Genomic DNA, 25,904 nt, shown 5'->3' with positions numbered 1-25,904 from the left:
ACGGTACTTATCCAATACTATCCAGTTCAAATGATTCCAGCGTGCCGACCATCCGCAGATCATGCTCGCGGTTGAACTGTTCCCGTTTGTCCGCATCGGCATACTCATCATGATAATGCATCAGTACGGTTTTCTGTCTCACTTCGGCAGGCAGATGCTTCAGGTCATTCAGTGAGGTATGGGATTTGATGACCAGATCATGCATGTGGCATTCATGGAAAATCAGCTGTACATCAGTGGCAACCTGTTCCACCCGCTTCTGATCTAGCGTACTGTCTGCACTGTAATAGAAGTAAGGCTTGGCAAGCAGTCCATTACTGACCATACCGGGAACGTGCTGCGTCCGAAATGTCTCAAACGTTACGCCGCCCAGTTCAAATGTACCTCCATCGGGAAGGGGAACAACATCATAATAGTCGCTCATCGTACGTTCTCCATCGGTTGTGTAGCGCATGCCCGGGGATAGAATATTCCACAAAGCCTCCACCAGTTGTTCGTGGATAAACAGACGGGGTTTACGATCGCCCACAATCTGTGCGTAATAACCGAGCATCTGTATACCGTTAATATGATCTTCATGCAGATGGGTAATAAAGACGTTGTGAATATCAGTCATTGGAAAACCGTATTCCTTGAGCGCTTTCGCATTCGATTCAGGGAAATCAATGACGAGATGCGTCCCTCCGAATTCGGCCAGCATACTATTGTGGTATTGCTCCACACTGAACATGTCTCCTGTGCCGAGAAATGTGATTTTCATAGTAAATTCATCTCCTTGTATCATCTTCAGATCAGCAACCTTGCGTTAAATCCAGTATACCGTGTTCCCGAATATATGCCTAAATCAACCTTTTTTGATAACGCTATCATTTTATATTGAACTTTGAAGGTAAACAGTGTAGCGTAAAGATTGGGAAGTGAACCCATATGAACGTAAACTCACCTAAAGGGAGCGTGCGAGGCGAATGAAGTCTTTTCTGGATGAACAATTTTTGCTGCACAATGAAACAGCGATCAAGTTATATGAGGATTATGCCAAAGACATGCCGATTATTGACTATCACTGTCACCTCAGTCCTCAGGAGATCTACGAGAACAAAACCTTTGGCAATATTACAGAGGCCTGGTTATACGGTGATCACTACAAATGGCGGCTGATGCGCGCAAACGGAATTGAAGAGAAGTACATCACAGGTGGAGATGGCGTGACCGACTATGATCGTTTTCTGGCTTACGCCAAAACCGTGCCGATGATGATTGGTAATCCGCTGTACGCGTGGTCTCATCTGGAATTACAGCGATATTTCGGCGTTTATGAAGTGCTGAATGAGACAAGCGCTCCGACCATATGGGAAAAGGTAAATGACAAGCTGAACAGTGACGGATTCGGTGCACGTGATCTGATTACCAAATCCAATGTTACTGTTGTATGCACAACCGATGATCCATGTGACTCGCTGGAGTATCATGTGAAGATTCAGGAGATCGAAGGTTTTGATACGGCAGTATTACCTTCTTTCCGCCCGGATAAAGGACTGGAATTAAACCGTGAAACGTTCACGGAATGGGTAGGCAAGCTGTCGCAAGCAGCCGAAACGGCGATTTCTGACTATGATTCATTCCTTGCTGCGCTGGAATCTCGCGTAGAGTTCTTCCATTCAGTAGGCGGCAGAGTCTCTGACCATGCACTCGATTATGTCCCTTACGGAGTGGCTACACGCGAAGAAGCTGCTGCCATCTTTGCAAAGGCACTTGCGGGCCACAAGGTGAGTCGTGAGGATGAGGACAAGTATAAGACGGTGACGCTGACGTTCCTTGGCAAACTGTATGCAGATCGGGGCTGGGTGATGCAGTTCCACATTAATGCAGCTCGCAACAACAACACGCGGATGTTTGCCAAGCTTGGGCCGGATACCGGTTATGATGCGGTCAATGATACGCCACTGTCATCGGCGATGATCGGATTGCTCGACACATTGGAGCAGGAGCAGGCGTTACCGAAGACGATCCTGTATTCCCTGAATCCACGGGACAATGAAGTGCTCGCAGCGATTATCGGCAGCTTCCAGGGAGGGGGCATTCCGGGCAAAGTCCAGCTTGGTGCAGCCTGGTGGTTCAATGATACGAAGGACGGCATGCTCGCGCAGATGAAGGCATTGGCGAATGTGGGTCTGCTCAGCCGTTTTGTTGGTATGCTGACTGATTCACGCAGCTTCCTGTCGTATACAAGGCATGAGTATTTCCGCCGTCTGGTCTGCAACCTGATTGGGGAATGGGCGGAGCAAGGAGAGGTGCCACACGATATGGATTTGCTCGGACAGATCGTTCAAGGTATCTCTTATAACAATGCCAAGGAATATTTCCCGTTTGCTTCTGCACTGAAAACAGTCGCTGCTTCAAAGTCCTAATGATCAATATCATGCCAGCTTTCTGAGCACTAGAAAGGCTGTCTCTTTCAAAGTAAATAATAAGCTCCCCTCATGTTTTCGGGTTAAATCATCAACCGGAATACACGAGGGGAGCTTCTGTATGTTATTGGTCAATGTGCTATACATCAGTGAGATTCACTCGACGGCACCTATGAATGAGCAGATACGCAAACAGTTCTGCACTTTTGCTTGATTTCCATTTGGCTGGCAAAATGATAAACCCACAACCAAGCGCGATTAAGCTCTTCATTGTGGGTTATATTTTGACGTTTTAAGTGGTTTGACTTTTGAATCTTACGGAAATATAATTAGTATACCTAATTAATTGTTATACTATTTAATCGTGAAGCTATCTAATAGGTGTACTACGGTGTTTGATTTGTATGGACATGATAGCCTAAATAAGGAGGGAACCATTATGACTGGCATAGATCCGGTCGCTCAGAAGCTTTTATACTCGATTCTGCAGTTTAATAAAGGCAAATGGAAGCAACAACATAAACCTCAGGGACGTAATCATAATGAAATTATGGTGCTGGCCTGTTTGCTACACGGTTCACATCCGGGAGAACGTCTGGATTGGCGAGATAATCCGCCTGATTTTGAGAGCCAGCTGAATGAGGACCATCCCGGGCTAAAGGTTTCGGAAATCAGTGCGTTGCTGCGGGTGAAATCACCAACCATAACCCCTGTGATTCGTGGGCTTGAGGACGAAGGGCTGGTTGAACGAACGATGGACCCCGAGGATCGCCGGGCAGTTCGTATCACCATTACGGAGGCAGGTCGTAACATCATTCGGGCTGCTCATCAGGAGCGCATGGAGATATTCAACAAGCTCGCCGAACATCTGGGTGAGGAAGATAGCCAGCAGTTGGCTGACTTGTTGACCAAGGTTTACACCTTTTTTGATACACTGGCTTCACAACAGACGGATGCGTCCGCACAAGGAGATGATACGCCATGATAAAATTGTTTCACATGCTTAAGCCATACCGAATCCCCATTATCTTCATTCTGGCTCTGGTGCTGTTACAGTCGCTAGCTGAACTGTACCTGCCTACCCTGATGGCGGACATCGTTAATGACGGTATAGTTAAAGGAGATGTTCCGTATATCTGGCAGATTGGTGGCTGGATGCTGGTGATTGCCATTGGAGGTACGGCCTGTTCTATAACAGCCAGTTATCTGTCATCCCGTACAGCGGGTGGATTCGCCAAAAAACTGCGCAGCAGAGTGTTCCGCCATGTGGAGAACTTTTCCTTGCAGGAATTTGATAAATTGGGTACAGCTTCGCTGATTACCCGTACCACCAATGATATTACGCAGGTTCAGAACGTATTAACCATGATGCTGCGCATGATGATTATGGCTCCGATGATGTGTATCGGGGGGATCTTTATGGCGGTATCCCAGGATGCCAAATTGTCGACCATTTTCCTGGTTGTCCTGCCTATACTCGCCGGAGCAATTGCTCTAATTGGTGCGAAGGGGCTTCCGTTGTTCAAGCAAATCCAGAAGAAGCTGGACCGGCTTAACCTGGTATTGCGTGAGCAGCTAACAGGGATTCGGGTGGTTCGCTCCTTCAACCGAGGTGAGCATGAACGTGTTCGTTTTAATGGAGCTAACAGCGATCTAAGGGATGTTTCGATCAAGGTGAACGTACTCATGGCAACCTTGATGCCCGTGATGATGCTCGTCATGAACTTCTCGATGATTGCCATCCTTTATTTCGGAGGACAGCGTATCAATAGTGGGAATATGGATATCGGTTCATTGATTGCTTTTATTCAGTATGCGATGCAGATCATGTTCTCCCTTATTATGGTTTCCATTATCTTTGTCATGATTCCAAGAGCCTCCGCTTCGGCAGAGCGGATCAACGAAGTGTTGGATATGCAGCCGGATCTTAGCAATCCCGATCAGCCTCGCGGTATGAGTGCGCTGCAAGGCACCATTGAGTTTGACAATGTTACTTTCCGATACCCAGGCGCAGAGAATGCGGCTCTTTCCAATATTTCATTCACGGCTCGCTCTGGTGAGACCACGGCTATTATCGGCGGTACGGGCTCAGGAAAATCAACGTTACTCAGTCTAATTCCACGTTTCTATGATGTAACCGAGGGTACCGTAAGAGTGAATGGAACAGATGTCCGTGAGCTTCGGCAGGAAGATCTGCGGGCCAAGATTGGTTTTGTACCGCAGAAGGCAGTTCTCTTCACCGGAACGATTACGGAGAATATCCGTCACGGAAAAGACGATGCGACCATGGAGGAAGTGGTTCGTGCAGCGCGGACGGCCCAAGCCGAAAATTTCATCACCGAGATGAAAGATGGCTATGACAGCCTGATTGCACAGGGAGGGAACAACGTGTCTGGTGGACAGAAACAACGTTTGTCCATCGCTCGCGCACTTGTTCGCCACCCGGAAGTCTATATTTTTGATGACAGTTTCTCTGCCCTGGATTTCAAAACGGATGCACGACTTCGTGCTGCGTTGAAGTCCGAAACGACTGAAGCAGCCGTGCTTATTGTTGCTCAGCGCGTAAGTACGGTAATGGATGCGGATCGCATTCTGGTTATGGACGAGGGCCGAATTGTCGGTTCGGGAACACATAAAGAGCTGCTGGAGCACAATGAAGTGTATCGCGAGATTGTATCCTCCCAGCTGACCGAGGAGGAGATCGCATGAGTGAACGTAAAGAAGAAAGCAAGGCACCTCGTGCCTCTGGCGGACCAGGCCATCCGGGAGGCGGCATGGGCATGCGCCCTCCAGTGGAAAAAGCAAAAGATTTCAAGGGTACACTCCGGCGCTTGATGCGTTATCTCCGGCCCCACAGTTCTCGTCTGCTGGGTGTACTGGTTGCAGCGATTCTGAGTACCGTGTTCAGCATTATCAGTCCAAAGGTCATGGCTGAAGGAACGGATATTCTCAGTAAAGGCGCCATTGCCATCCTTCAGGGTGTGCAGGGAGCCGGAATTGATTTTCCTGCATTGATCAAAGTGTTGTATCTGCTTGTGGGTCTCTATCTGTTCAGTGCAGCGTTTATGTATATTCAGCAATACATGATGGCAGGTGTAGCTCAGCGGGTTGTGTATGATATGCGTGAGCAGATCAGCGCCAAGGTTGGGCGTCTACCTCTGAAATATTTTGACTCCCGTACCCACGGGGAAACATTAAGCCGGGCGACCAATGATGTGGACAACATCAGTAATACGCTCCAACAGAGCTTGGCCCAGTTTATTACGTCTGTTGTCACCATTGTTGGGGTTATCGTTATGATGTTAACCATTAGTCCATGGATGACGCTCATTACTGTTTTGACACTGCCATTAAGTGTAGTTGTTGTGATGCTGGTGGCATCTCGCTCACAAAAACACTTTGCAGGCCAGCAGAAATCACTGGGTGAATTGAATGGTCATGTGGAGGAAATGTACACGGGGCACAAGGTCGTCAAAGCCTTCGGACGGGAAGAACAATCGGTAGAGCAGTTTGAGAAAGTCAACGAGGAGCTGTATGAATCCGGTTGGAAAGCTCAGTTTATCTCAGGTATTATCATGCCATTGATGGCGTTTGTTGGTAACATTGGTTATGTGTTGATCTGTGTGGTCGGCGGGATCTTTGTTACACGTGGTGCTATTTCCATCGGGGATATTCTTGCATTCACACAGTACTCCCGTCAGTTCACCCAGCCGATAAACCAGATTGCCAACATCTCAAACATCATTCAATCCACGATCGCATCGGCGGAGCGGGTATTCGAATTGTTGGATGAAGAGGAAGAAGTTCCGGAGTCCAACAAACCGGTACAATTACAACAGCCTAAAGGTGCGGTTGCCTTCCACGGTGTGAATTTTGGATATAAAGAGGATGAGTTGCTCATTCGCAATATGAACATTGATGTGAATCCGGGGCAGACCGTGGCCATTGTTGGGCCAACGGGAGCCGGGAAAACGACTTTGATCAACCTGTTAATGCGTTTCTACGAAATTCAGGAGGGTCAGATTACGATTGATGGTGTCAACATTAAGGACATGGAACGTGGCAAGCTGCGCAGCCTGTTTGGGATGGTGCTTCAGGATACATGGCTGTTCAACGGAACCATCCGTGACAATATTGCCTATGGTCGAGAAGGTGCAACGGAAGAAGAAGTGATTAAGGCAGCCGATGCGGCTCATGCCGATCACTTTATCCGCACACTGCCTGATGGATATGATACGGTGCTGAATGAAGAGGCATCGAACATATCCCAAGGACAGAAGCAGTTGCTTACAATTGCGAGAGCAATTCTGGCGAATCCGGCCATTCTCATTCTGGATGAAGCGACAAGTAGTGTCGACACGCGGACCGAAGTGTTTATCCAGAAAGCCATGAATGATCTCATGAAGGATCGCACCAGCTTTGTGATTGCCCACCGATTGTCCACCATCCGTGGAGCCGATCTGATCCTGGTTATGGATCATGGTAACGTGATTGAGCAGGGTAATCATGAGGAACTGATGGCAAGTCAGGGCTTCTATGCTGATCTGTACAATAGTCAGTTCACGGAGCAACAGCCGCAGGCGATCTGATGAATCGGAACTTTTAATCAACAATTACTCCAGAAAGCTATATGTACAAAAAACGGGCCGATGCAGTGTTAACACTGCATCGGCCCGTTTGAATATATGGGAACTGAATTGTACCTGGTATACGATTCTTCAACTAACTTTTGAGACATTCCCATGTGTCCTATGGTCACGAAATGTCGAGGCTATGAAAGATCTCATCTATTTACTAATCGTTGGATTTCTCCGCAGGTGCATCCGCGTTATCGCTGGATGGTGTTTTCACTCCAAGCTCCTTCGCGTCATCATTTGTTTCCTTCAGCGCAGAGGGTTCTGGTTCACCTGGGAGCAGCTCACGCTGCTCAATCATGCGTTTCACGACCTCATAACAATCATCAACATGTTTGTTACCAACATAGCGCATAGCTGTGAAGCTGAGGGCGGCAGCCAGTCCCTGTCCTGCAAAAGGAACAAATTTGGCTACCGATTTGGTGGCTACGCGTACGCCGACTCTTTTCAGAACCTGTACCACCAACTCCTTAGTGATCATACGACCAATTACTTTGCTTCCGATGGACATCACGAATCCGTAGATCATGGATTTGGTCTCGGGGTCCATGCCATCGAGCTGCTTTTGTGATAATCCAAATTTATTGTTAATAGCAGGCAGTAGCTGCATGAGCATTCCCACATCGGCCAGTACGTCTGTACCGGGCAGAGGAACGAGTGTTGTACCGGCGGAAGCGGTAGCTCTCTTACGTACCATGGTACGGCATTCTTTGCGAACTTGCTCCAATTGTTCCAACGTTGCCGGAATCATAGGGAATCCCTCCATTCGTATATGGTATAGATATAACCGTTTTAACTCGATTTGAATGGGTTATCTCCAGCAAAAATTTGCGTCCTTGTGACGTAAAGAGCGGAGTAACCTTTTTCCTCAACCATTCGTCTAGTAAAAAAAGGAAATCAACATCCATTTGTCATGACGAGTATCTAAGTAATACGCATGAGGGGGGATAACGATGCATGCACGGTTATGGGGACGGTTGTTATTATGTTGCGTATGTTGGTTGCTCATTATAAGTTGTTCAGAACAGGAGGACCCAAACAAGATGGAATCGAATGTAACGCAGGAGCTAACCGAAGCAGAACGAAATGCCGCTCTGAAAGCGATCGAGACCAAGCATATCCAAGCGATGAACACAATGGGGCTGCGTATTCTTCAGCAGATGGGAGTAAAAGAGCAGGCTGGCGGGAATAATCTGTTGATCTCGCCTTATAGCATCGCAGCGGCCATTGGCATGGCGTACAACGGTAGTGAAGGGGAAACCCAACGAGAGATGGAGAAGGTGATGAGCTGGTCAGGGCTTACACGTGAACAGGTGAATTCTGCACAAGCTGCATTGCAACAATTGTTGGCCCATCCGGGCGAAGGCATACAGATGAATTTAGCCAATTCCCTGTGGGTCAAGGATGGATTAACGCTAGAGGCGGCGTACACATCAACCTTACAAGAATCCTATGATGCCGAAATTCGGGAGCTGGATGGACAACCGGAGCAGGCTAGACAAGAAATAAATCAGTGGGTAAAGCAGCGTACTGCAGGTATGATTCCCGAGATGATGCAGCAACCTCCTGAAGTCATCACATTAATGGTGCTTCTGAATGCCATTGCTTTTGATGGCAACTGGATGGATGAATTTGATCCGGAACGTACGCAGGACAGCGAGTTCAATCTTGCAAATGGAAATGTAATGACTGTACCCATGATGCACCAGTCGAAACAGTTCAGTTACGCAGAGAATGAGGACTGGCAGGCCATCGAGCTGCCTTACGGCAAAGGTCAGATGCATCTGCTCGTTGTACTGCCAAAAGAAGGACGAACTCTGGCGCAGGTTCAGCAACTGCTCCTGGATGATCCGAGAAGCCTTAATACCGGAGCTGATTTCAGGCTGGTGGAGCTGTCCTTGCCCCGTTTTCGCGTGGAGTACGGAAGTGACCTGAATTGGGTTTTTCAGCAACTGGGGATGCAGACGGCGTTTGACCGAACGAGAGCTGATTTTCGGAACATGTCTTCATCGGCGCTGGAGAAGCAGCTTCATATTGGCAAGGTGTTGCATCGGGCGGTAATGGAGGTTAACGAGCAGGGCACCTTAGCGGCAGCTTCGACATTGCTGGAGATGCGTGCCGGAAGCGCACCGCCAACCGAATCGGTGAAGATGGACGTGAACCGCCCATTTATGGTTGCTGTGGTGGATCACGCAACAGATGCATGGGTGTTTGCTGGAGTCATTAATCAACCAGAACAGATTGCTTCCCGGTGATCCATGCCCCAAGCTTCCAAATTTGCTAAATCGATTCAACTCGCCGTTACTGGCTTAACCTTTGCGGGTAAAGGTTAACAAGCATCCGAATGGAGGAAGAGAAACGATGGAATTTAACAAAGCCTTGTTAATTCATCACAATCATGCCGGTAAAGCCAATCGTGTAAATACAGTGGGCATTGTGGCTGGTGTGCTGGCTCCCGCTGTCCATGAGCTTGTCATTGTGCGCACGGATGAACCGGGTGAGGGAGAGAAGCTGTGTCGTGAGCGTGGGGAGCAGTTCGACGTGGTCTTTATCCTGGGTGGGGATGGCACGGTGCATGAATGCGTGAACGGACTGGCAGATGTGGAGAATCCACCGTTGATCGGCATACTGCCAGGGGGCACCTGTAATGACTTTGCCCGTTCGCTAGGCATTTCACCCGATGTCGAGACCGCAGCGAGTGAAGTGTTACAAGGGCGAGCGGTGTCTATCGATCTGGGAAGAGCTAATGATCGAGTGTTCACGAACTTTTTTGGCATCGGACTAATCAGTGATACATCGCAAAATATTAACTCCAACCTGAAAGGTGCGCTGGGCAAGCTCAGCTATTTCATCAGCACCTTGCAGACGCTCAGTAATACGGAGCCTTTTCGTTATCAACTGGAGGCGGACGGAAAGACAATGGTGGGAGAAGCTGTCATGATTTATGCAGCGAATGGGCGTTTTCTGGGTACGAATTCGCTACCTTTTGCCCCGGAATCGCTGCAAGATGGTGAACTGGATGTGCTCATTATTCATGAGACAGGCATCCCGTTGCTTCGGGAAATCTTGTCGCACAAGCCGGAAGGGGAATGGCAACCCCGAAACGACAGCATTAGCTACTTTAGGGCCTCCACCCTGAGCGTAAAAACGGATGTACCCATGCCTGCCGATACAGACGGCGAATTGTATATGAAAACACCCGCCGAGCTGTCGGTGCTGGCGGGTCATCTGACTTTTCTGACCGGGGATGGATATTGATCCGCGGTTTTTCTTTTTTTTGAATAAAAAATTAACGGTTACCTGTCTGATCCCTCGTATGCCGTTCCCGGAATTCATCCTCCAGCATGCTCATCTGAATGGCATCGTGATATTGATGATTATAAAACAAAACATCCCGCTTCACACCCTCGCGCTGGAATCCGAGCTTCTCATAGGTACGAATGGCTCGCTCGTTGAAGGCATAGGCTTCAAGTTCGATTCGATGCAGATTACAGATGCCGAAACCGTAATCCAGCATGAGAAGCAGTGCTTCGCTGCCATAGCCTTTACCCTGGTGCTCCTGATTATCAATAGCGATCCGAATATGTGCGCTGCGATTCTTGGCATGCATATCCATCAGGGCGATATCGCCAATAATTTGATCATTCTCCTGCAAGACAATGAGCAGCGTGAGTCTTGAGTCATCCCGGGCTTCGTTTTCAACGTATCGTTCAACCTGGGTGCGGGTGAAGCTGTTCTGTGTCCCGGTGAGTCTGCGCATCTCGGCGTCAAATAGACTGGGAAAATAGGCATCCACATCTGTAATCTCGAATGGACGCAGGTATATACGCTTCGTTTCCATCAAGCGTGGAATGCGTGGGGGTAATGTTGGTTGGGACATGATTTTTCCTCCTATAGATTTAAGGCCTGTGTTGTTCATGGTACATATCGTATTAACCAATAGTACTTACCATATTTTCTCATGTTTATAGCTATAATGGTCGATATAAGTATTATCGTGCTTGCTAAGCTAAAAGAACCTTATTTAGAAAGTGGTTGGGATTACTCTGTCTGAATTACATATTTAGATTTATCCAAAAATTCTACGTTGTAGCAAACGAGATGGTCTTATGTGTCTAAGAGACGTATTTTGAATTAGTTTTAGCAAGCCGATAAGATTTTATTAAATAGAAATGGGGATTCAACGAAATGCGAAAGTTAGAGAATTATTTGAAGTGGTTTACTGTTTTTTTAATTTTGGTTACACCGCTGTTTACATCACCTGGACAGATCTCAGCAGCGAAAAAGGAGATCTACATCACTTTATCCGGGGAGAAACACAAATATGTGGGAGAAGTCAAAAATGGCGTAGCTAATGGCAAAGGAACATCCTACTTTTCAAACGGGAAGAAGAGCTTTGAAGGTAAGTTTGTAGCAGGGAGACCCTATGAAGGGAAAAGGTATAACACAGATGGAAAGCTGTACTCGGATATTTCTAACGGACAGGGTAAGATTTATTATCCTAATGGGAAGTTTAATTATGTTGGTAAAGTGGATAAGGAAACCTGGCTTCCTTCAGGTAAGGGTACCGAATACTACCCAGATGGAACGGTTAAATATAAGGGTGATTTTTTGAATGGTTCTTTTCATGGTCAAGGTAAATGGTATACAGTGGACGGTGTAATTTTCTATCATGGCACATTCAAGAGTGGATTGCCACAGGGACAGGGTAAAGCATATGAGTATGGGAAAATTGCCTATGTAGGCGCATTCAATAAAGGAGTACCCATCTATTCTGGAAAGATTAAATTGTATGAAGATGGTGTAATCATCTATGATGGGCAAGCCAAGAATGGAGCCATTACCGGTAAAGGTAAAGGGTACCTGAATGGCAAATTAGTCTATGTAGGTATGTTCAAAAATGGCAGACCAACGGGTGAAGGGAAATTCTACACGGATAATAATAGTGATGGACCTAATATATCTATTTATATCACCGTAGATTAAATAACAGATAAGTGGGCACGGGATCAATCTGAAATTTTCAAGAGTAGAGTCCTATAATCATGATTAGATTTCATCAATAAAACCATCGGTAGAGTGGGTTTAGCTCATTTGACCGATGGTTTTTGGCGTGGGTTGCTGTGAATCCTCAGTCTATATTCACTTGCTATGAACGGCTCCATCCAGAAACAGGGCTACCAGTTCCTGTGCCAGATCGGCAATAGTTGCATGCATGTTGTGTACATCTTCGCGGTTCGCCAGCATCAGCAAAGACGTAAACGCATGGGCAAGCAGCATGGGACTGGCGAGTCGCAAATAACCGCTATCCATCTCCCGCTGGAAGTGGGTGGCAAGTACTTCATAGATACGGTTCTCGGCTTCCCTGATCTGGGTGAGCTGTTCTATGTTTAGATGCTTCTCGGCTTCTCGCATCATGGTCTCCGTTTCAATATGTGAATGTTGCATCTTCGCTTCCGCAACCTTGATCAACCGTTCTTGCAGCGTACCTGGTTCCTCCAGCCGAAGAGCGGTCTGCTGCATGCCCATCGCCATCATGCGAGTGATGGCAACGGTGAACAGCTGGGGTTTGCTGGAGAAGTGATAATAGATGGATGCCTTGGTTACATTGCATAGCGAAGCGATCTGCTGGAGAGACACGGGTTCGTAACCGTATTCCATAAACAGACGTGAGGCGGTCATCAATATTTTCGACTGAGCGGATGCTTGGTCGACATCGGCTTTGGGTCTGCCCGGCGAGCGGGGCGGGTTTGTTTTTTTGCTCATGGTTGCATACCTCTTTACTTGTCATGTTTGCTGTGGAAAATTGTTCACAAAATTAGGGATTGCATAATTAACCTTCTGGTATATATAATTTAATTAATTATACTATGACCCGTGGTTCATTTCTATACTATCACATAAATACGGCTTCATAGAAACATAATAGGGAGATGAAGAGACAATGCAGGAAGGCTCGGGTTACGGCCGTTGGGTCGCTGGCAAACGAAGCAAATGGATTACACTGTTAGTATGGATCATCATCGCGATTGTTCTAGGTGTAGTATGGCCTGCTGTAGGCGATCGTGAAACGAATAACGCACAGGATTTGAGTGAGTCCAAACCATCGGTACAGGCGGCCGCGGTTGCCCAGAAAGAATTTCCTGGTGGCGAAGGACTCCCCGCTCTCATTGTATGGCGTCAAGCTGGAGGCCTGACGGATGAGCAGATTCAGAACATTCAGGCATTAACGGAGCGACTGGACCAAGATCCGGTTGAGCAACAACAATCTGTTGTGCCACTCTATCAATTGCCGCCACAGGCATTGAAAGGCCAGCTTTCGGAAGACGGAAGCACGTTGGTGATGCCGCTTTTCTTCAATAAGGGTGCAGAGTCGGAACAGTTGAAGGAAGGCATTGAAGCGCTTGAACAGAACACACAAGATATCTTCGGGTCCAATCCGTTTGATGTGGCTATAGACGACGTCAACGCCCTAAGTGCACGTGTCACAGGACCGGTGGGCATATCTGTCGATGCGAGTGGCCTCTTCTCATCGGCTGATGTATCTTTGCTGATTGCAACGGTTGTACTGGTACTTGTGCTGCTGCTGCTGATCTACCGTTCGCCAGTACTGGCGATTATCCCGATTATTGCGGTTGGATTCGCTTATATGGTGACCAGTCCGATTCTTGGGTTTATGGCCGATCAGGGCTGGATTACGGTGGATGCGCAGTCCATCTCGATTATGACGGTGCTGCTGTTCGGTGCAGGAACGGATTACTGCCTGTTCATGATCTCCAGATTCCGCCAGATTCTCTATCATGAGCCGGACAAAAAGAAAGCATTGTTCCAGGCGATTACCGGATCATCCGGTGCGATTGCCATGAGCGGATTCACGGTTGTTGCAGCGCTGTTGGTACTGCTGCTCGCTGAATACGGTGCGTATCACCGTTTTGCCGTACCATTCAGTCTATCCATCTTTATCATGTTTATTGCGAGTCTGACGCTGGTTCCGGCTTTGCTGGCGATCTTTGGTCGAGGTTCATTCTACCCGTTCGTACCGCGTACGCACGACATGGAAGTGGAACGTGCGAAGAAAAAAGGCAAACCTGCTCCTGCTCCGCGCAAAATAAAGGAAAGCTGGATTGGTCGTACCGTGGTCACCAAACCTTGGACGGTTCTGGCGATCACGCTGGTGTTGCTAGGTGGACTGGCTGCTTTTTCAAGCCAAATCAAATTCACGTATGACCTGTTATCTTCCTTCCCGGAGGACGTTCCTTCTCGCGAAGGTTTCACGGTTATTGGAGGACAGTTCTCGCAAGGGGAGCTGGCTCCGGCGAAAGTGATTATCGATACCGAGGGAAAAGAAACCGATCTGAAACAGCGCCTTGAGGCGTTGGATTATGTAAACAAGGTTGGTGACGCCAAGCAGGGTGCGGAGAATGCTAACATTACGGCCTACGATGTGGAATTTAATCTGAATCCATACTCGATGGAGGCCATGCAGCATATTCCGGATCTGCGGGCAACGGCAGAACAGGCACTGAAAGATGCCGGAATAACGAGTGTGGACAGCCATGTCTGGATCGACGGTCAGACAGCTGAACAATATGACATCGAAGTCACTGGAGAGCGAGATGCCAGCATCATTATTCCGGTTGTCATTGGGATGATCACGTTGCTACTGCTGCTATACTTGCGCTCTATTGTAGCGACGGCATATCTGATTGCCACGGTAGTCCTGTCCTACTTCTCGGCACTCGGTCTGGGCTGGCTCATTATCCACTATGGGCTAGGGGCAGAAGCCATTCAGGGAGCGATTCCGCTGTATTCCTTTGTATTCCTCGTGGCTCTGGGTGAGGACTATAACATTTTCATGATCTCAAGCATCTGGCAGAAACGCAAAATAATGCCGCTTCGCCAAGCCATCAAGGAAGGTGTGGGCGAGACTGGATCAGTCATTACTTCCGCAGGTCTGATTCTGGCAGGCACGTTCGCGGTACTGGCAACATTGCCAATTCAAGTACTGGTGCAGTTCGGAATTATCACGGCTGCGGGTGTGTTGCTCGATACGTTCCTTGTTCGTCCGTTCATGGTGCCTGCCATTACAGCGTTGCTGGGCAAATGGGCCTTCTGGCCAGGCAAGTACATGCCTGTTGCTGAGAAATCGGAAGAGAAACAAAATCAATCCATGTAATCGATGGATGGATTCAGACAAGGACAGTGGGGATTCAAGCCTGCTGTCCTTGTCTTTTTACTATTTTCAATATTGGAGGTTAGATTGGGCAAGATCTGAGATGGAATGGTGGAACTGTAAAATATCCGCTGAATAAGGCGTGTTTCCTGCTTTGTTTGGAGGTGTAAGGTTTACGTAGCGCAGGGTTTTGGGACATAATAGAGGGAGCGTCGGCCTGGGCAGACGGATGAATGAACATCAATGGGACAACCAGGGGAAGGATGAAAACAATCATGACAAACCAACTTAACGTGTACTTTAACCATGACGGCGGCGTGGATGACCTCGTATCGCTGTTTATGCTTCTGCAAATGGACAATGTAAATGTAACCGGAGTATCGGTTATTCCTGCTGACGGATATCTGGAGCCAGCAACAGATGCCAGTCGTAAAATTATCGATCGTTTCGGTACATATTCCGTAGAGGTATCCAAATCCAATTCCAGAGGTAAAAATCCGTTTCCAGCAGCTTGGAGACTGCACTCCTTCTATGTAGATGCACTTCCAGTACTGAACGAGTCCGGCAAAATGGAAGCTCCACTCTCTGCCATTCCGGCCCACCAGCATCTGATCGAGAAAGTGCGCAACACCGAAGGGCAAACGCTGCTTCTGTTCACAGGACCTCTGACGGACCTGGCGCGTGCACTGGACGAAGCACCAGACATCGAAGAGAAGATCAGCAAGCTGGTGTGGATGGGTGGCACATTCGAAAAAGGAAACGTGGAAGAGCCTGAGCATGATGGCACAGCGGAATGGAACGTATTCTGGGACCCGGAAGCGGCTTACCGTGTATGGCAGAGCGGGATCCAGATTGATCTGGTTGCCCTGGAAAGCACCAACAAAGTACCTCTTACACCTGCTGTTCGTAACCGTTGGGCTGCAGAGCGTCGCTTTGAAGGCGTGGATTTCCTTGGGAACTGTTACGCAGGATGTCCGCCACTGGTGTACAGTGAGACAAATTCCACATACTATCTGTGGGATGTGTTGACAACGGCTTCTGTTGGTCGCGAGGATATCGTGAAGAAGAAGACGGTCAATTGTATTGTGATCCCGGATGGTCCAAGCCAAGGCCGTACGGTGGAGCAAGCAGACGGACGTCCAGTACAACTGGTGTATGATACCGATCCAGAAGCGTTCTTCACGTACATGACGGATTTGGGTAAAAAAGCTGCTCCGCAGCGTTATTAATTCAGGCAGCCGCGAGGCCAGCCTCCATTAAAATAATAACCAAAAAACCGCAGGAAGAGAAGCCGGGATACCCCCGGTACTCGCCTTGCGGCTTTTTGGTTTTTGGTGAGCTGGGCTGCTTTGTCCCACCACGAGCCTCATCTATATTTTGAAACGGCTTATCAAACCGTTCAATTCACTGGATAATACCCGAAGAGACTCGGCAGATTCACTCATCTCATCCATGGATTGCAGCTGGCTGCCAGTAGCCGTTGAAACTTTCTGAATACTTGAAGAGGATTCGCGCGAGATATGCTCCATGTCTTCAATGGAAGCAGATACTTCTTCGGCGCTCGCCGATAATTGCTCGGAAGCAGCAGATACTTCATGCACCCGTTCATTAATAGTATCAATTCCTGAGTGAATGGATGAGAACGAACGTCCGGCTTCTTGAACCACAACGAGACCGGACTGGACTTCTGTCGTGCTGGCCGACATGTGCGCTGACAATACGGATGTCTGGCGTGTAATCTCGGCGATCAGTTCAGTCACATGCCCTCCTCGCGTTAGCAGGGAGAGCCTCCAAAGCTTTTAGATATGTGAATACTATAGACGACCGAATGGAGGAAACATCAGACTAATCAGTCCAATCATCGTGATAGCCAGCAAACGATACAGAATAAAAAGCAATACCACGTTGGCAATCAGCACACTGTACATGCTGTCGATGACAGCTTTGGAACGATTCAGCGGATACTGGAACAGTACCGTGTTAAGAGCCACAAAAATGATCACGTATGCGACAACGAGGAAGAAGATGGCGATGGAATAGGAGATCATAATGAATAGATTCGCCAGAACAAGAGATGCTACAGCAGGCACGAGCAATGTACCAAACTGGGCAACCAGTGTTTTGGGGCGGAACGTTATTTTCTCCATTTTCAATATGGCATACATCAGTGCAATAGCTACAATCAGGGAAATGGCGGTGAACAGCAGCGGTCTAATAAACCCGCCTATGAACAGCCCTTCCATGTCCATACGGCTAAATGTAATCAAAAAATATGTAGAGGATAGAACTGCAATCAGAGCCATCGTCAGCCATCCGTTCAGTGAATGCTGCTCACCTACGGTTTTCATGGTCTGATACGGACGGGCCAATACGCTAAGGAAATAGGATAGATACTGTTTACTTACTTCTTTGGCTTGCTGAACTTTCTCATTTTGCACAATGTTGTTCCATTGATTGGAGATGTTGTCCCCTGCAGACGAGTGACCACTTGTGCTTGACGATTCGGAAACCGGTTGTTCGGATGTGGAAGCAGAAGGTGTGTTGGATGGGACTGGGGCATGAGAAGAGGCAGATTGCGTGCTGGACCAACGGGTGTATTTGGGTTCGGCAGCAGTAGCGGCTTTCTTATCAAGGATAGGTTTGGCAGATGGGGTAGATTGAGTCAGATCAGAGCCGCACCTCTCGCAAAAACTGGCATTTCCATTTTCGTGATTACATACTGGGCATTTCATGGCATGAGCCTCCAATTTCATAAATTAAGATGATATAGACATTGTGTCTCATTTTAACGTTTGATGACGAAGTTTGTCTATGTTTCGATGGAATTAATATCCAATATTTTCCACATGTAATGTGTTGGATTGGAGGAAGGGCATCGATAAACCCCTATAAAAATAGCCGTATCCTGCACGCTCTATTCTACGTGAAAGATACGGTTATTTGTTTTTTTATAATATCGAATAGGTTAAACTCCAGAGCATCATCTTCCTGATGTTGTAAGGAGAAAATCCGCTAAACGCATTCTGGCCTCTTTGAATCACGGCGATAACCGTTTTCTTAAAGAGGTCTATGTGATAGTTAGACAGTCTGTGGATTGGCTCCCATTAGTGTGGGCGTGGATTCCCTGATGATCGGTTTGGTCACGATATGTGAGACCTGATAAGGCTGTGCTGGGTTATCGATTCGAGATAACAGCATCTCCGCAGCCTTGATGCCCATCTCGTTACTGTAGATATGAACCGTCGTTAATGCTGGCTCAATAATCCGTGATTCAGGTGCGTTATCGAATCCACATATGGCAATATCCTGCGGTACGGTAACATTCCTCGCTCGCAGTGCCCGGATCAGCTCAACAGCGATAAAATCATTAGCGCATACATACGCATCAGGCAGCGACTTCAGCTCTGCCACTCGCTTGTTCAACCAGCCAGGCTTCGAGAAGAAAAGGCGGTCATCATCCACAATACAATGGGATAGATCGACTTGCAAACCTGCTTCCAGCATGGCTCGGTGATATCCTACCCAACGCTCATTGAAACTCTTGCAATGATTGTAATCCCCGGCGAATCCAATATTGTTGTAGCCGCTCTCAATTAAATTTCGGGTTACCTGATATATGCTGTGCTCGTTCTCCATCAGCAGCAGGTCTGCATGAAATTCCGGGTAACATATGTTGGAAGCGCAATCGATAAAGATCGTGGGAATTCCTAGATCGGTAATAAGCTTAGTGTAATTCAGGTCGAATAACTCGATGCAAATGATACCGTCCACATTGGAAGTATCAAAATTGTTGGGAAGTGTAAGTGAATCCTGATCAATCTCACGCACGATATGGATGGAGAGATTGTACCCCTCTGCACTGATTCGTTTCTCCAGGCCGCTGATCAACAACGAACCAAAATGGGACGTATTGGGCAGGTTTTCCGTTAACAGGGCGATATTACGTGGGGCCTTGGTTAGAACATGCTCACTTTCCATATAGGCGAACTGTTTATATTTAAGTTCAATTGCTTTCTTAATGACACGATTACGTGTCTCCTCCGGAATATTCCCACTGTCATTCAGGGCTTTGGAGGCCGTATTCCTAGAGATGCCCAATGCATCAGCTATGTCCTGAATCGTAACTTTTTCTTTTGCCATCTCGTGCTTCACCTCTAATGATCAAATGATCGTCCATAGTATTATCTAAGTCAAATGTATAATAGATCAGAGCAAATAGCAATCTTAATTTTACATATGCACAATTAAGTTTACATTTCGATTCAGATATTTCGCTTATATATGTATTTATAGTCCCCGCTATATATACGGGTAAGTTCTCTCCTCCCGTATTGTTCATAGGGGGAAGATGAGTTTTAAACCTTTGAACAAGCATTATATATGCATTTATATGGACATTCAGTACGGAGAACACACATAAAATGTTATCAAATGCACAAATAATTTTTTACATAAAGTATTGACTAATGCCTATATTACCTGCTAAATTGTAAATTATTAAATGATCAATTGTAAATATTGAAAACCCTTACTACAAACAATTGTCAACTTCAGGAATGAACGGAGGTCATGTGTTGGATAACACAGTGGATACCAAAAAGGGTACAGGAAGGGCGTTGAAAGAGAGGACATCGACCAGTCACAAGATACAGCAGCTCAAAAAGAACTATTTTTTGTATTTGTTGCTCGCACCAGCTCTGATCCTGACCCTTATCTTTAAATACATCCCGATGTACGGAGCCATTATCGCATTTAAGGATTTTAGTCCGATTAAAGGTATCATGGGCAGTGAGTGGGTAGGACTGAAGCATTTCGAGAAGTTTTTGGCATCGCCCAATTTTGACGTCATTTTTATGAATACGCTTAAACTTAGCTTTTTTGGATTAATATTCAGCTTTCCGGTGCCCATTTTGCTTGCTCTCATGCTCAATCAGGTACGTAAAGCCGGCGTGAAGAAAAATATCCAATTATTTCTGTACGCACCCAACTTCATATCGGTTGTTGTCGTTGTGGGTATGCTGTTTATCTTTCTATCACCGACAGGGCCCGTTAACCAATTCGCTACATGGATTACCGGTCAGCCGATCATGTTCATGTCCGAGCCTGAATATTTCCGATGGATATACATTTTGTCAGATATCTGGACCGGAGCAGGCTGGGCTTCCATCATTTATGTTGCAGCTTTGGCCAATGTTGATCCGGAACTTCACAATGCGGCCAATCTGGACGGAGCAAATCTTATTCAGCGTATTCGCCACATCGATCTTCCGACCATTCGTCCGATTATGGCCATCGTATTTATTCTTGCCGCTGGCGGGATCATGTCCATTGGATTCGAGAAGGCCTACCTGATGCAGACGTCCATGAACCTGCCTTCCTCCGAGATTATTGCCACGTATGTTTATAAGGTGGGCTTGCAATCCGGGGATTACGCTTACTCTGCCGCTGTCGGATTGTTCAACTCGGTCATCAATGTCATATTGCTGGTTACTGTGAATCTGATCGTGAAGAAATTGAATGAAGGCGAAGGTCTTTATTAAGAAAGGAATGTTATTCATGGTAGTCAAACATACGGGACTGGATCGTCTGATCCTCGCACTGAACGCGATTTTTCTTACCTGTGCTGTACTGGTTGTGGTTGTCCCCCTGATTTACATCGTTGTTGCCTCATTCATGGACCCGACTGTGCTGCTGAACCGCGGATTGTCCTTCAATGTATCCGACTGGAGCCTGGATGGGTATCAGATGATCTTGTCCAATCCGGCCATGATCCGAGGTTTTGCAAATGCGGTGTTGTACTCGGTTTCCTTTGCATTGCTGACCGTAACCGTATCCATATTTGCAGGCTATGCCTTGTCGGATGAAAGGCTGGCAGGACGCGGATTTTTCATGATCATATTCATCATTACAATGTTCTTCGGTGGCGGATTGATCCCCACATATCTGCTTGTCCGTAATCTCGGCATGCTGGATACCGTGTGGGCCGTTATCATTCCTGGCGCAGTCAACGTCTGGAACATCATTCTCTCCAGAACCTTTTTCAAAGGGGTACCGCGGGAACTGAAAGAAGCCGCCAATGTGGATGGCGCCTCCGAGATGAAAATTTTCTTCCAGATCGTCATTCCGTTGTCCAAACCCATCATTTTTGTACTCGCATTGTACGCGTTTGTGGGGCAGTGGAATTCCTATTTTGACGCCATGATCTATCTGGATAATCCGAATCTCCATCCGTTACAGCTCGTACTGCGTTCCATTCTGATCCAGAATCAGGCTGCACCGGGTATGATCAGTGATCAGCTTGCCATGGCGGAACTGAAACGCCTCTCGGAAATGATCAAATATTCAGCTATTGTCATTTCGAGTCTGCCACTCATTATCATGTATCCGTTCTTTCAGAAATATTTCGAAAAAGGTGTCATGGTAGGTTCGCTCAAATAATGACGCTCAAATAATGAACAGCCAGAATTATGGCAAAGTTTGGCCCGCTAAAAATGGCAAAGTTTGACCCAACATAATCCACGGAGGTCATTACCATGAAAAAAATGAACAAGTCCAGAAAAGCCGTTACTACCGCATCCATTTCCATGCTGTCTGCCATGCTTCTGCTCTCGGCCTGTGGTGGGGGTGGAGGCGGTGCAGCGAGTGAAGCCCAGTCACCTGATGGCAAAGTGACATTGAATTTTATAACCCAGAGCTCTCCGCTGGCCCCCGCTGATCCCAACGAGAAGCTGATCAACAAGAGACTTGAAGAGAAGACCAATGTGCATATCAACTGGAAAAACTATACAAGTGATGTGTTTGCGGAAAAAAGAAACCTGGCGATAGCCAGCGGTGATTTGCCGGATGCCATTTTTGACGCAGGTTACGGGGATTATGATCTCCTGAAACTGGCGAAGGATGGGGCCATCATTCCACTGGAAGACCTGATTGAGCAACACATGCCCAATCTGCAAAAGGTGCTGGAGGAAGCTCCCGAATACAAGAGCATGATCACAGCTCCGGACGGACATATCTATTCATTTCCCTGGATCGAGGAACTCGGCAGTGGCAAACAACGGATTCAGGCGGTGGATAACTTGCCCTGGATCAATGTGGAATGGCTGAACAAACTCGGACTAAAGATGCCGACGACAACCAAAGAGCTGAAAGAAGTGTTGATTGCGTTCAAAACCCAGGACCCAAACGGCAATGGCAAGGCAGACGAAATTCCGTTGTCCTTCATTAACAAACCGGGCGGAGAAGACCTGACCTTTCTCTTTGCGGCATTTGGACTCGGGGAGAACTGGGACCATACCGTGGTGACCGATGAAGGAAAGGTGGTCTTTACGGCAGCTGATGAAGGTTACAAGGAAGCGGTCCAATACATTCACGAACTGGTTCAGGAAGGTCTTGTAGATGTAGAAGCGTATCAGCAGGATTGGAATACGTATCTGGCCAAGGGCAAAGACAACAAGTATGGCATGTACTTCACTTGGGATAAGGCCAACATTACAGGCATGAATGATACGTATGATGTTCTGCCTCCCGTTGCCGGACCGAGTGGCGAGGCCAATGTGACAAGAACAAACGGCATCGGTCTCGACCGGGGACGCATGGTGGTTACGAGCAGCAACAAAAACCTGGAATCGACAGCGAAGTGGGTAGACCAATTGTACGATCCGCTCCAATCGGTACAGAACAACTGGGGAACTTACGGCGATGAGACACAGCAGAATATTTTCGAATTGGATGAAGCCAAGGGCATGCTGAAGCATCTTCCGCTGGAAGGCGCTGCACCTGTGGAGCTTAGACAAAAAACGAGTATTGCAGGACCGCTGGCGATTCTCGACAGTTACTACGACAAATACACAACCAAACCGGAAGACGCGGCATGGCGTATGGAGCTTCTCGACAAATACATGGTTCCACATATGAAAGCGGAAAACGTCTATCCAAGCGTGTTCTTCTCCATTGATGAACTTGACCGCCTCTCCACGATTGAGACTGATCTGTTCGCCTATGTGCTGCGTATGCGCACAGAATGGTATCAGAACGGAAAGATCGACCAGGAGTGGGATGCTTATCTGAAAGAGCTGGATCGTCTTGGACTGCAAGAATGGCTTCAGATTAAACAAGCGGGATATGACCGCAACAACAAATAAAACAAACCGGTTGGGGAGACGCTGTCCTACTTAACAGCAGGTTGCGTGAGTGATGCAGCGTTTTCTCTTCAACGGTTTGATCCGAAGGAGTAAACCGATATGTCTACTATTTCAACATCTGATTACCGGGGCGTCTATCATTTCTCACCCAAGGAGAAGTGGATGAATGATCCCAATGGCATGGTGTTTTTCAAAGGCGAGTATCACTTGTTCTATCAGCATCATCCGTTTGGCACAACATGGGGACCGATGCATTGGGGACACGCGGTGACCAGGGATCTCGTTAACTGGGAAGAGCTTCCTGTGGCTTTGGCGCCGGATGAACATGGCATGATATTTTCGGGCAGTGCGGTGGTGGATTGGAACAATACTTCCGGATTCTTTGACGATGAGCCAGGACTGGTAGCTATTTTCACCCATCATCAGGAGGTGCCAAACGATCATCCGATTCAGAAGCAGAGTCTCGCTTACAGCCAGGATCGCGGCAGAACATGGATAAAATACGAGGGCAATCCAGTGTTGGAGCATGAGTCGTTTGTGGATTTCCGTGATCCCAAAGTATTCTGGCATGAGCAGACCCAGGAATGGATCATGATTATCGCTTGTGGTCAAACGGTATGTCTGTACCATTCTCCCGATCTGAAGGATTGGACACTGGGCAGTGAATTCGGCGCAGGGATCGGTTCGCATGATGGCGTCTGGGAGTGTCCTGATCTGTTCCCGCTGACCGTGGACGGCGATTCGAGTCAGGAAAAATGGGTGATGCTCGTCAGCATTGGTGCAGATCCTGCTTTCAAGGAAGGCTCCAGAACCCAGTACTTCACTGGAGAATTTGATGGCATTACATTTGTTCCGGATGAAGCTTCGCATACCGTTCGCTGGTTTGATCATGGCCGGGATAACTACGCAGGGGTCAGTTGGTCCGACATTCCGGCAGAAGACGGCAGACGCCTGTTTATGGGCTGGATGAGTAACTGGATGTATGCCAACCAGACGCCAACCGAAGATTACCGCGGCGCAATGACGATTGCGAGGGAGCTGGCATTAGAGACAAGGGACGGAGAAGTCATGCTGGTTCAGCGTCCTGCACGTGAGCTGGAGCAGGCTCGTAAGCCCGTATTGTCCCTTCAGGATGTGTCCATCAGACAAGTGAGTGAGCAGTTGAATGCATTGCAGCTTGTGAACTATGAGATTGATGCGGAATGGTCTTCTGCATCCTCCGTACAATTTGCATTACGAAGTGGCACAGATAACGAAACACTTGTAGGCGTAGACGCTAATCAGGGTGAAGTATACGTGGATCGCAGTCGATCAGGTATCATCGATTTCCATGAGCATTTTCTGGGTCGCCATGCGGCCGGGTTAACAGCGGTGAGTGGTACTCAACGTTTGCGTATCTTTGTCGATCATGCCTCCGTAGAGGTATTTGCCAATGATGGTCAAGCGGTTATTACCGATCTGATCTATCCGGATGCGGGCTCCAAGGGAATCTCTGTTCATGCCGAACAGAATGATATGATAATCAATTCGCTTCATATCTACGAACTATCCCCCATCCAAGCCAAAGATCAGTCCAAATGAGCGCAAGGGGGACGGGAAGATGCGGATAGGCGCCATCGAAGCGGGCGGAACAAAGTTTGTGTGTGGAATAGGGAATGAACAAGGAAGAATTGAAGATTGGTGCAGCTTTCCAACGGAACATCCCGACACCACACTTGCGAAGGTTATTGATTATTTCAGGGATAAAGGAGTGGCAGCCATCGGCATCGGCTCCTTTGGCCCCATTGATCTGCAACCGGATAGTCCCACCTATGGCTACATTACAACGACCCCGAAGCCGGGCTGGGAAAACTGCAATGTTGTCGGAACCTTGAAGGGTGAATTCCCGGTTCCCTTTGGATGGGATACGGATGTGAATGCAGCTGCCCTGGGAGAAGTCACCTGGGGAGCAGCGCAAGGATTGGACAACTGTGTGTATTACACCATCGGCACAGGTGTCGGGATTGGACTTGTGACAGGAGGCAAACGTGTACATGGATTATTGCATCCTGAGGGTGGGCACATCCGGACGAGAAGGCATCCGGAGGATCACTTTGCCGGATTATGTCCGTATCATGGCGACTGCCTGGAGGGCATGGCTGCAGGGCCAGCCGTTCAGGCCCGCTGGCAGCGTCCTGGCAGTGAACTGCCGGCAGACCACCCGGCGTGGGAGATCGAATCCTTTTACATTGCAGAGTCCGTTACAACCGCCATTCTGCTTCATTCGCCGCAAAAGGTCATCTTGGGCGGTGGAGTGATGCAGCAAAATCATCTGTTTCCCATGATCCGGGAGCGGGTTGTACAGAATCTGAATGGGTATGTGAATGCAGCTCCAATAACGCAACATATCGATCAGTACATTGTCCAGCCCGGATTGGGCCAGCACGCAGGACTATGCGGTGCCCTCGCATTGGGTTTGGAAGCATTACAGCAACATGCCATGTCGGTTTCATAGTTTTTGATCCTTTGTGTCCCGTAGGGGACGGATGCAGGTTAACTTTTGCTTCAG

The 25,904-nt window shown here is 47.8% G+C and carries 21 protein-coding genes; 14 read left to right on the top strand and 7 right to left on the bottom strand.

The genetic code is table 11. The features are described 5' to 3' along the window. Positions 1-7: 7 nt before the first annotated feature. On the bottom strand, positions 8-760 hold the full coding sequence (locus ACR32F_RS30435) for an MBL fold metallo-hydrolase (RefSeq protein WP_440114035.1): 753 nt from the start codon (positions 758-760) through the stop codon (positions 8-10). Positions 761-965: 205 nt separating this feature from the next. Here ACR32F_RS30435 and uxaC point away from each other — a divergent pair, with 205 nt between their 5' ends. The 4 genes from uxaC to ACR32F_RS30415 all read left to right on the top strand — a co-directional run bounded on the left by uxaC (position 966) and on the right by ACR32F_RS30415 (position 6,997). Beyond that, positions 966-2,408: a glucuronate isomerase gene (gene uxaC / locus ACR32F_RS30430; RefSeq protein ID WP_440114033.1), complete on the top strand. Its 1,443-nt coding sequence runs from the start codon at positions 966-968 to the stop codon at positions 2,406-2,408. Between the two features lie 439 nt (positions 2,409-2,847). Beyond that, positions 2,848-3,393 carry a MarR family winged helix-turn-helix transcriptional regulator gene (locus tag ACR32F_RS30425; RefSeq protein ID WP_440114031.1) on the top strand — a complete coding sequence of 182 codons (546 nt, stop codon included), beginning with the start codon at positions 2,848-2,850 and terminating at the stop codon, positions 3,391-3,393. Beyond that, entirely contained in the window at positions 3,390-5,117 is a 1,728-nt protein-coding gene (locus ACR32F_RS30420) for an ABC transporter ATP-binding protein (protein WP_440114028.1), read from the top strand. The genes ACR32F_RS30425 and ACR32F_RS30420 overlap by 4 nt, the downstream gene beginning before the upstream one ends. Then, positions 5,114-6,997, top strand: a complete 1,884-nt coding sequence (locus ACR32F_RS30415; protein ID WP_440114025.1) for an ABC transporter ATP-binding protein — start codon at positions 5,114-5,116, stop codon at positions 6,995-6,997. Before ACR32F_RS30420 ends, ACR32F_RS30415 begins: the two co-directional genes overlap by 4 nt. Before the next feature lie 205 nt (positions 6,998-7,202). Here the strand turns inward: ACR32F_RS30415 and ACR32F_RS30410 are convergent, their stop codons facing one another. Then, positions 7,203-7,793, bottom strand: a complete 591-nt coding sequence (locus ACR32F_RS30410; RefSeq protein WP_440114022.1) for a hypothetical protein — start codon at positions 7,791-7,793, stop codon at positions 7,203-7,205. Positions 7,794-8,085: 292 nt separating this feature from the next. Here ACR32F_RS30410 and ACR32F_RS30405 point away from each other — a divergent pair, with 292 nt between their 5' ends. Both ACR32F_RS30405 and ACR32F_RS30400 read left to right on the top strand, forming a co-directional pair. Next, positions 8,086-9,297 carry a serpin family protein gene (locus ACR32F_RS30405; protein WP_440114020.1) on the top strand — a complete coding sequence of 404 codons (1,212 nt, stop codon included), beginning with the start codon at positions 8,086-8,088 and terminating at the stop codon, positions 9,295-9,297. A gap of 106 nt (positions 9,298-9,403) precedes the next feature. After that, a complete protein-coding gene (locus tag ACR32F_RS30400; protein WP_440114017.1) occupies positions 9,404-10,300 on the top strand; it encodes a diacylglycerol/lipid kinase family protein in 897 nt (298 codons plus the stop codon). A gap of 31 nt (positions 10,301-10,331) precedes the next feature. On the opposite strand, the gene ACR32F_RS30395 is transcribed toward ACR32F_RS30400, so the two are convergent. Continuing rightward, entirely contained in the window at positions 10,332-10,922 is a 591-nt protein-coding gene (locus tag ACR32F_RS30395; protein ID WP_440114014.1) for a GNAT family N-acetyltransferase, read from the bottom strand. 308 nt (positions 10,923-11,230) lie between these two features. Here ACR32F_RS30395 and ACR32F_RS30390 point away from each other — a divergent pair, with 308 nt between their 5' ends. Then, positions 11,231-12,028, top strand: a complete 798-nt coding sequence (locus ACR32F_RS30390) for a hypothetical protein (protein ID WP_440114011.1) — start codon at positions 11,231-11,233, stop codon at positions 12,026-12,028. Positions 12,029-12,184: 156 nt separating this feature from the next. On the opposite strand, the gene ACR32F_RS30385 is transcribed toward ACR32F_RS30390, so the two are convergent. Beyond that, entirely contained in the window at positions 12,185-12,808 is a 624-nt protein-coding gene (locus tag ACR32F_RS30385) for a TetR/AcrR family transcriptional regulator (protein ID WP_440114009.1), read from the bottom strand. A gap of 178 nt (positions 12,809-12,986) precedes the next feature. Between ACR32F_RS30385 and ACR32F_RS30380 the strand changes: the two genes are divergently transcribed. Next, positions 12,987-15,218, top strand: a complete 2,232-nt coding sequence (locus ACR32F_RS30380; protein ID WP_440114007.1) for an MMPL family transporter — start codon at positions 12,987-12,989, stop codon at positions 15,216-15,218. Positions 15,219-15,490: 272 nt separating this feature from the next. Next, a complete protein-coding gene (locus ACR32F_RS30375; protein WP_440114005.1) occupies positions 15,491-16,444 on the top strand; it encodes a nucleoside hydrolase in 954 nt (317 codons plus the stop codon). 141 nt (positions 16,445-16,585) lie between these two features. Here ACR32F_RS30375 and ACR32F_RS30370 read toward each other — a convergent pair whose 3' ends face one another. From ACR32F_RS30370 to ACR32F_RS30360, 3 genes are all read right to left on the bottom strand, one after another. Next, a complete protein-coding gene (locus ACR32F_RS30370; protein ID WP_440114002.1) occupies positions 16,586-16,975 on the bottom strand; it encodes a methyl-accepting chemotaxis protein in 390 nt (129 codons plus the stop codon). A gap of 54 nt (positions 16,976-17,029) precedes the next feature. Beyond that, entirely contained in the window at positions 17,030-17,947 is a 918-nt protein-coding gene (locus tag ACR32F_RS30365) for a hypothetical protein (RefSeq protein ID WP_440113999.1), read from the bottom strand. A gap of 346 nt (positions 17,948-18,293) precedes the next feature. Continuing rightward, on the bottom strand, positions 18,294-19,355 hold the full coding sequence (locus tag ACR32F_RS30360) for a LacI family DNA-binding transcriptional regulator (protein WP_440113997.1): 1,062 nt from the start codon (positions 19,353-19,355) through the stop codon (positions 18,294-18,296). Between the two features lie 476 nt (positions 19,356-19,831). Here ACR32F_RS30360 and ACR32F_RS30355 point away from each other — a divergent pair, with 476 nt between their 5' ends. From ACR32F_RS30355 to ACR32F_RS30335, 5 genes are all read left to right on the top strand, one after another. Next, entirely contained in the window at positions 19,832-20,755 is a 924-nt protein-coding gene (locus ACR32F_RS30355; RefSeq protein WP_440120061.1) for an ABC transporter permease, read from the top strand. Positions 20,756-20,771: 16 nt separating this feature from the next. Next, positions 20,772-21,653, top strand: a complete 882-nt coding sequence (locus ACR32F_RS30350) for a carbohydrate ABC transporter permease (protein WP_440113995.1) — start codon at positions 20,772-20,774, stop codon at positions 21,651-21,653. Positions 21,654-21,748: 95 nt separating this feature from the next. Further along, on the top strand, positions 21,749-23,356 hold the full coding sequence (locus ACR32F_RS30345; RefSeq protein ID WP_440113992.1) for an ABC transporter substrate-binding protein: 1,608 nt from the start codon (positions 21,749-21,751) through the stop codon (positions 23,354-23,356). 99 nt (positions 23,357-23,455) lie between these two features. Next, on the top strand, positions 23,456-24,937 hold the full coding sequence (locus tag ACR32F_RS30340) for a glycoside hydrolase family 32 protein (protein ID WP_440113989.1): 1,482 nt from the start codon (positions 23,456-23,458) through the stop codon (positions 24,935-24,937). 19 nt (positions 24,938-24,956) lie between these two features. Next, the gene (locus ACR32F_RS30335) at positions 24,957-25,850 is read left to right on the top strand and encodes an ROK family protein (protein ID WP_440113986.1); all 894 of its coding nucleotides are present in this window, start codon (positions 24,957-24,959) and stop codon (positions 25,848-25,850) included. Positions 25,851-25,904 lie beyond the last annotated feature (54 nt).

The organism is Paenibacillus hebaui (genome assembly GCF_051934385.1).
Lineage (GTDB): Bacteria > Bacillota > Bacilli > Paenibacillales > Paenibacillaceae > Paenibacillus.
This window is presented reverse-complemented; position numbering and strand designations above follow the sequence as displayed.

Excerpts from the sequence above, each read along its gene's own strand:
- ACR32F_RS30350 (WP_440113995.1), top strand. The coding sequence starts at position 20,772 with ATGGTAGTCAAACATACGGGACTGGATCGTCTGATCCTCGCACTGAAC.
- ACR32F_RS30415 (WP_440114025.1), top strand. The coding sequence starts at position 5,114 with ATGAGTGAACGTAAAGAAGAAAGCAAGGCACCTCGTGCCTCTGGCGGA.
- ACR32F_RS30345 (WP_440113992.1), top strand. The coding sequence starts at position 21,749 with ATGAAAAAAATGAACAAGTCCAGAAAAGCCGTTACTACCGCATCCATT.
- ACR32F_RS30420 (WP_440114028.1), top strand. The coding sequence starts at position 3,390 with ATGATAAAATTGTTTCACATGCTTAAGCCATACCGAATCCCCATTATC.
- ACR32F_RS30410 (WP_440114022.1), bottom strand. The coding sequence starts at position 7,793 with ATGATTCCGGCAACGTTGGAACAATTGGAGCAAGTTCGCAAAGAATGC.
- uxaC (WP_440114033.1), top strand. The coding sequence starts at position 966 with ATGAAGTCTTTTCTGGATGAACAATTTTTGCTGCACAATGAAACAGCG.
- ACR32F_RS30390 (WP_440114011.1), top strand. The coding sequence starts at position 11,231 with ATGCGAAAGTTAGAGAATTATTTGAAGTGGTTTACTGTTTTTTTAATT.
- ACR32F_RS30435 (WP_440114035.1), bottom strand. The coding sequence starts at position 760 with ATGAAAATCACATTTCTCGGCACAGGAGACATGTTCAGTGTGGAGCAA.
- ACR32F_RS30405 (WP_440114020.1), top strand. The coding sequence starts at position 8,086 with ATGGAATCGAATGTAACGCAGGAGCTAACCGAAGCAGAACGAAATGCC.
- ACR32F_RS30340 (WP_440113989.1), top strand. The coding sequence starts at position 23,456 with ATGTCTACTATTTCAACATCTGATTACCGGGGCGTCTATCATTTCTCA.
- ACR32F_RS30425 (WP_440114031.1), top strand. The coding sequence starts at position 2,848 with ATGACTGGCATAGATCCGGTCGCTCAGAAGCTTTTATACTCGATTCTG.
- ACR32F_RS30335 (WP_440113986.1), top strand. The coding sequence starts at position 24,957 with ATGCGGATAGGCGCCATCGAAGCGGGCGGAACAAAGTTTGTGTGTGGA.
- ACR32F_RS30365 (WP_440113999.1), bottom strand. The coding sequence starts at position 17,947 with ATGAAATGCCCAGTATGTAATCACGAAAATGGAAATGCCAGTTTTTGC.
- ACR32F_RS30360 (WP_440113997.1), bottom strand. The coding sequence starts at position 19,355 with ATGGCAAAAGAAAAAGTTACGATTCAGGACATAGCTGATGCATTGGGC.
- ACR32F_RS30395 (WP_440114014.1), bottom strand. The coding sequence starts at position 10,922 with ATGTCCCAACCAACATTACCCCCACGCATTCCACGCTTGATGGAAACG.
- ACR32F_RS30385 (WP_440114009.1), bottom strand. The coding sequence starts at position 12,808 with ATGAGCAAAAAAACAAACCCGCCCCGCTCGCCGGGCAGACCCAAAGCC.
- ACR32F_RS30400 (WP_440114017.1), top strand. The coding sequence starts at position 9,404 with ATGGAATTTAACAAAGCCTTGTTAATTCATCACAATCATGCCGGTAAA.
- ACR32F_RS30375 (WP_440114005.1), top strand. The coding sequence starts at position 15,491 with ATGACAAACCAACTTAACGTGTACTTTAACCATGACGGCGGCGTGGAT.
- ACR32F_RS30380 (WP_440114007.1), top strand. The coding sequence starts at position 12,987 with ATGCAGGAAGGCTCGGGTTACGGCCGTTGGGTCGCTGGCAAACGAAGC.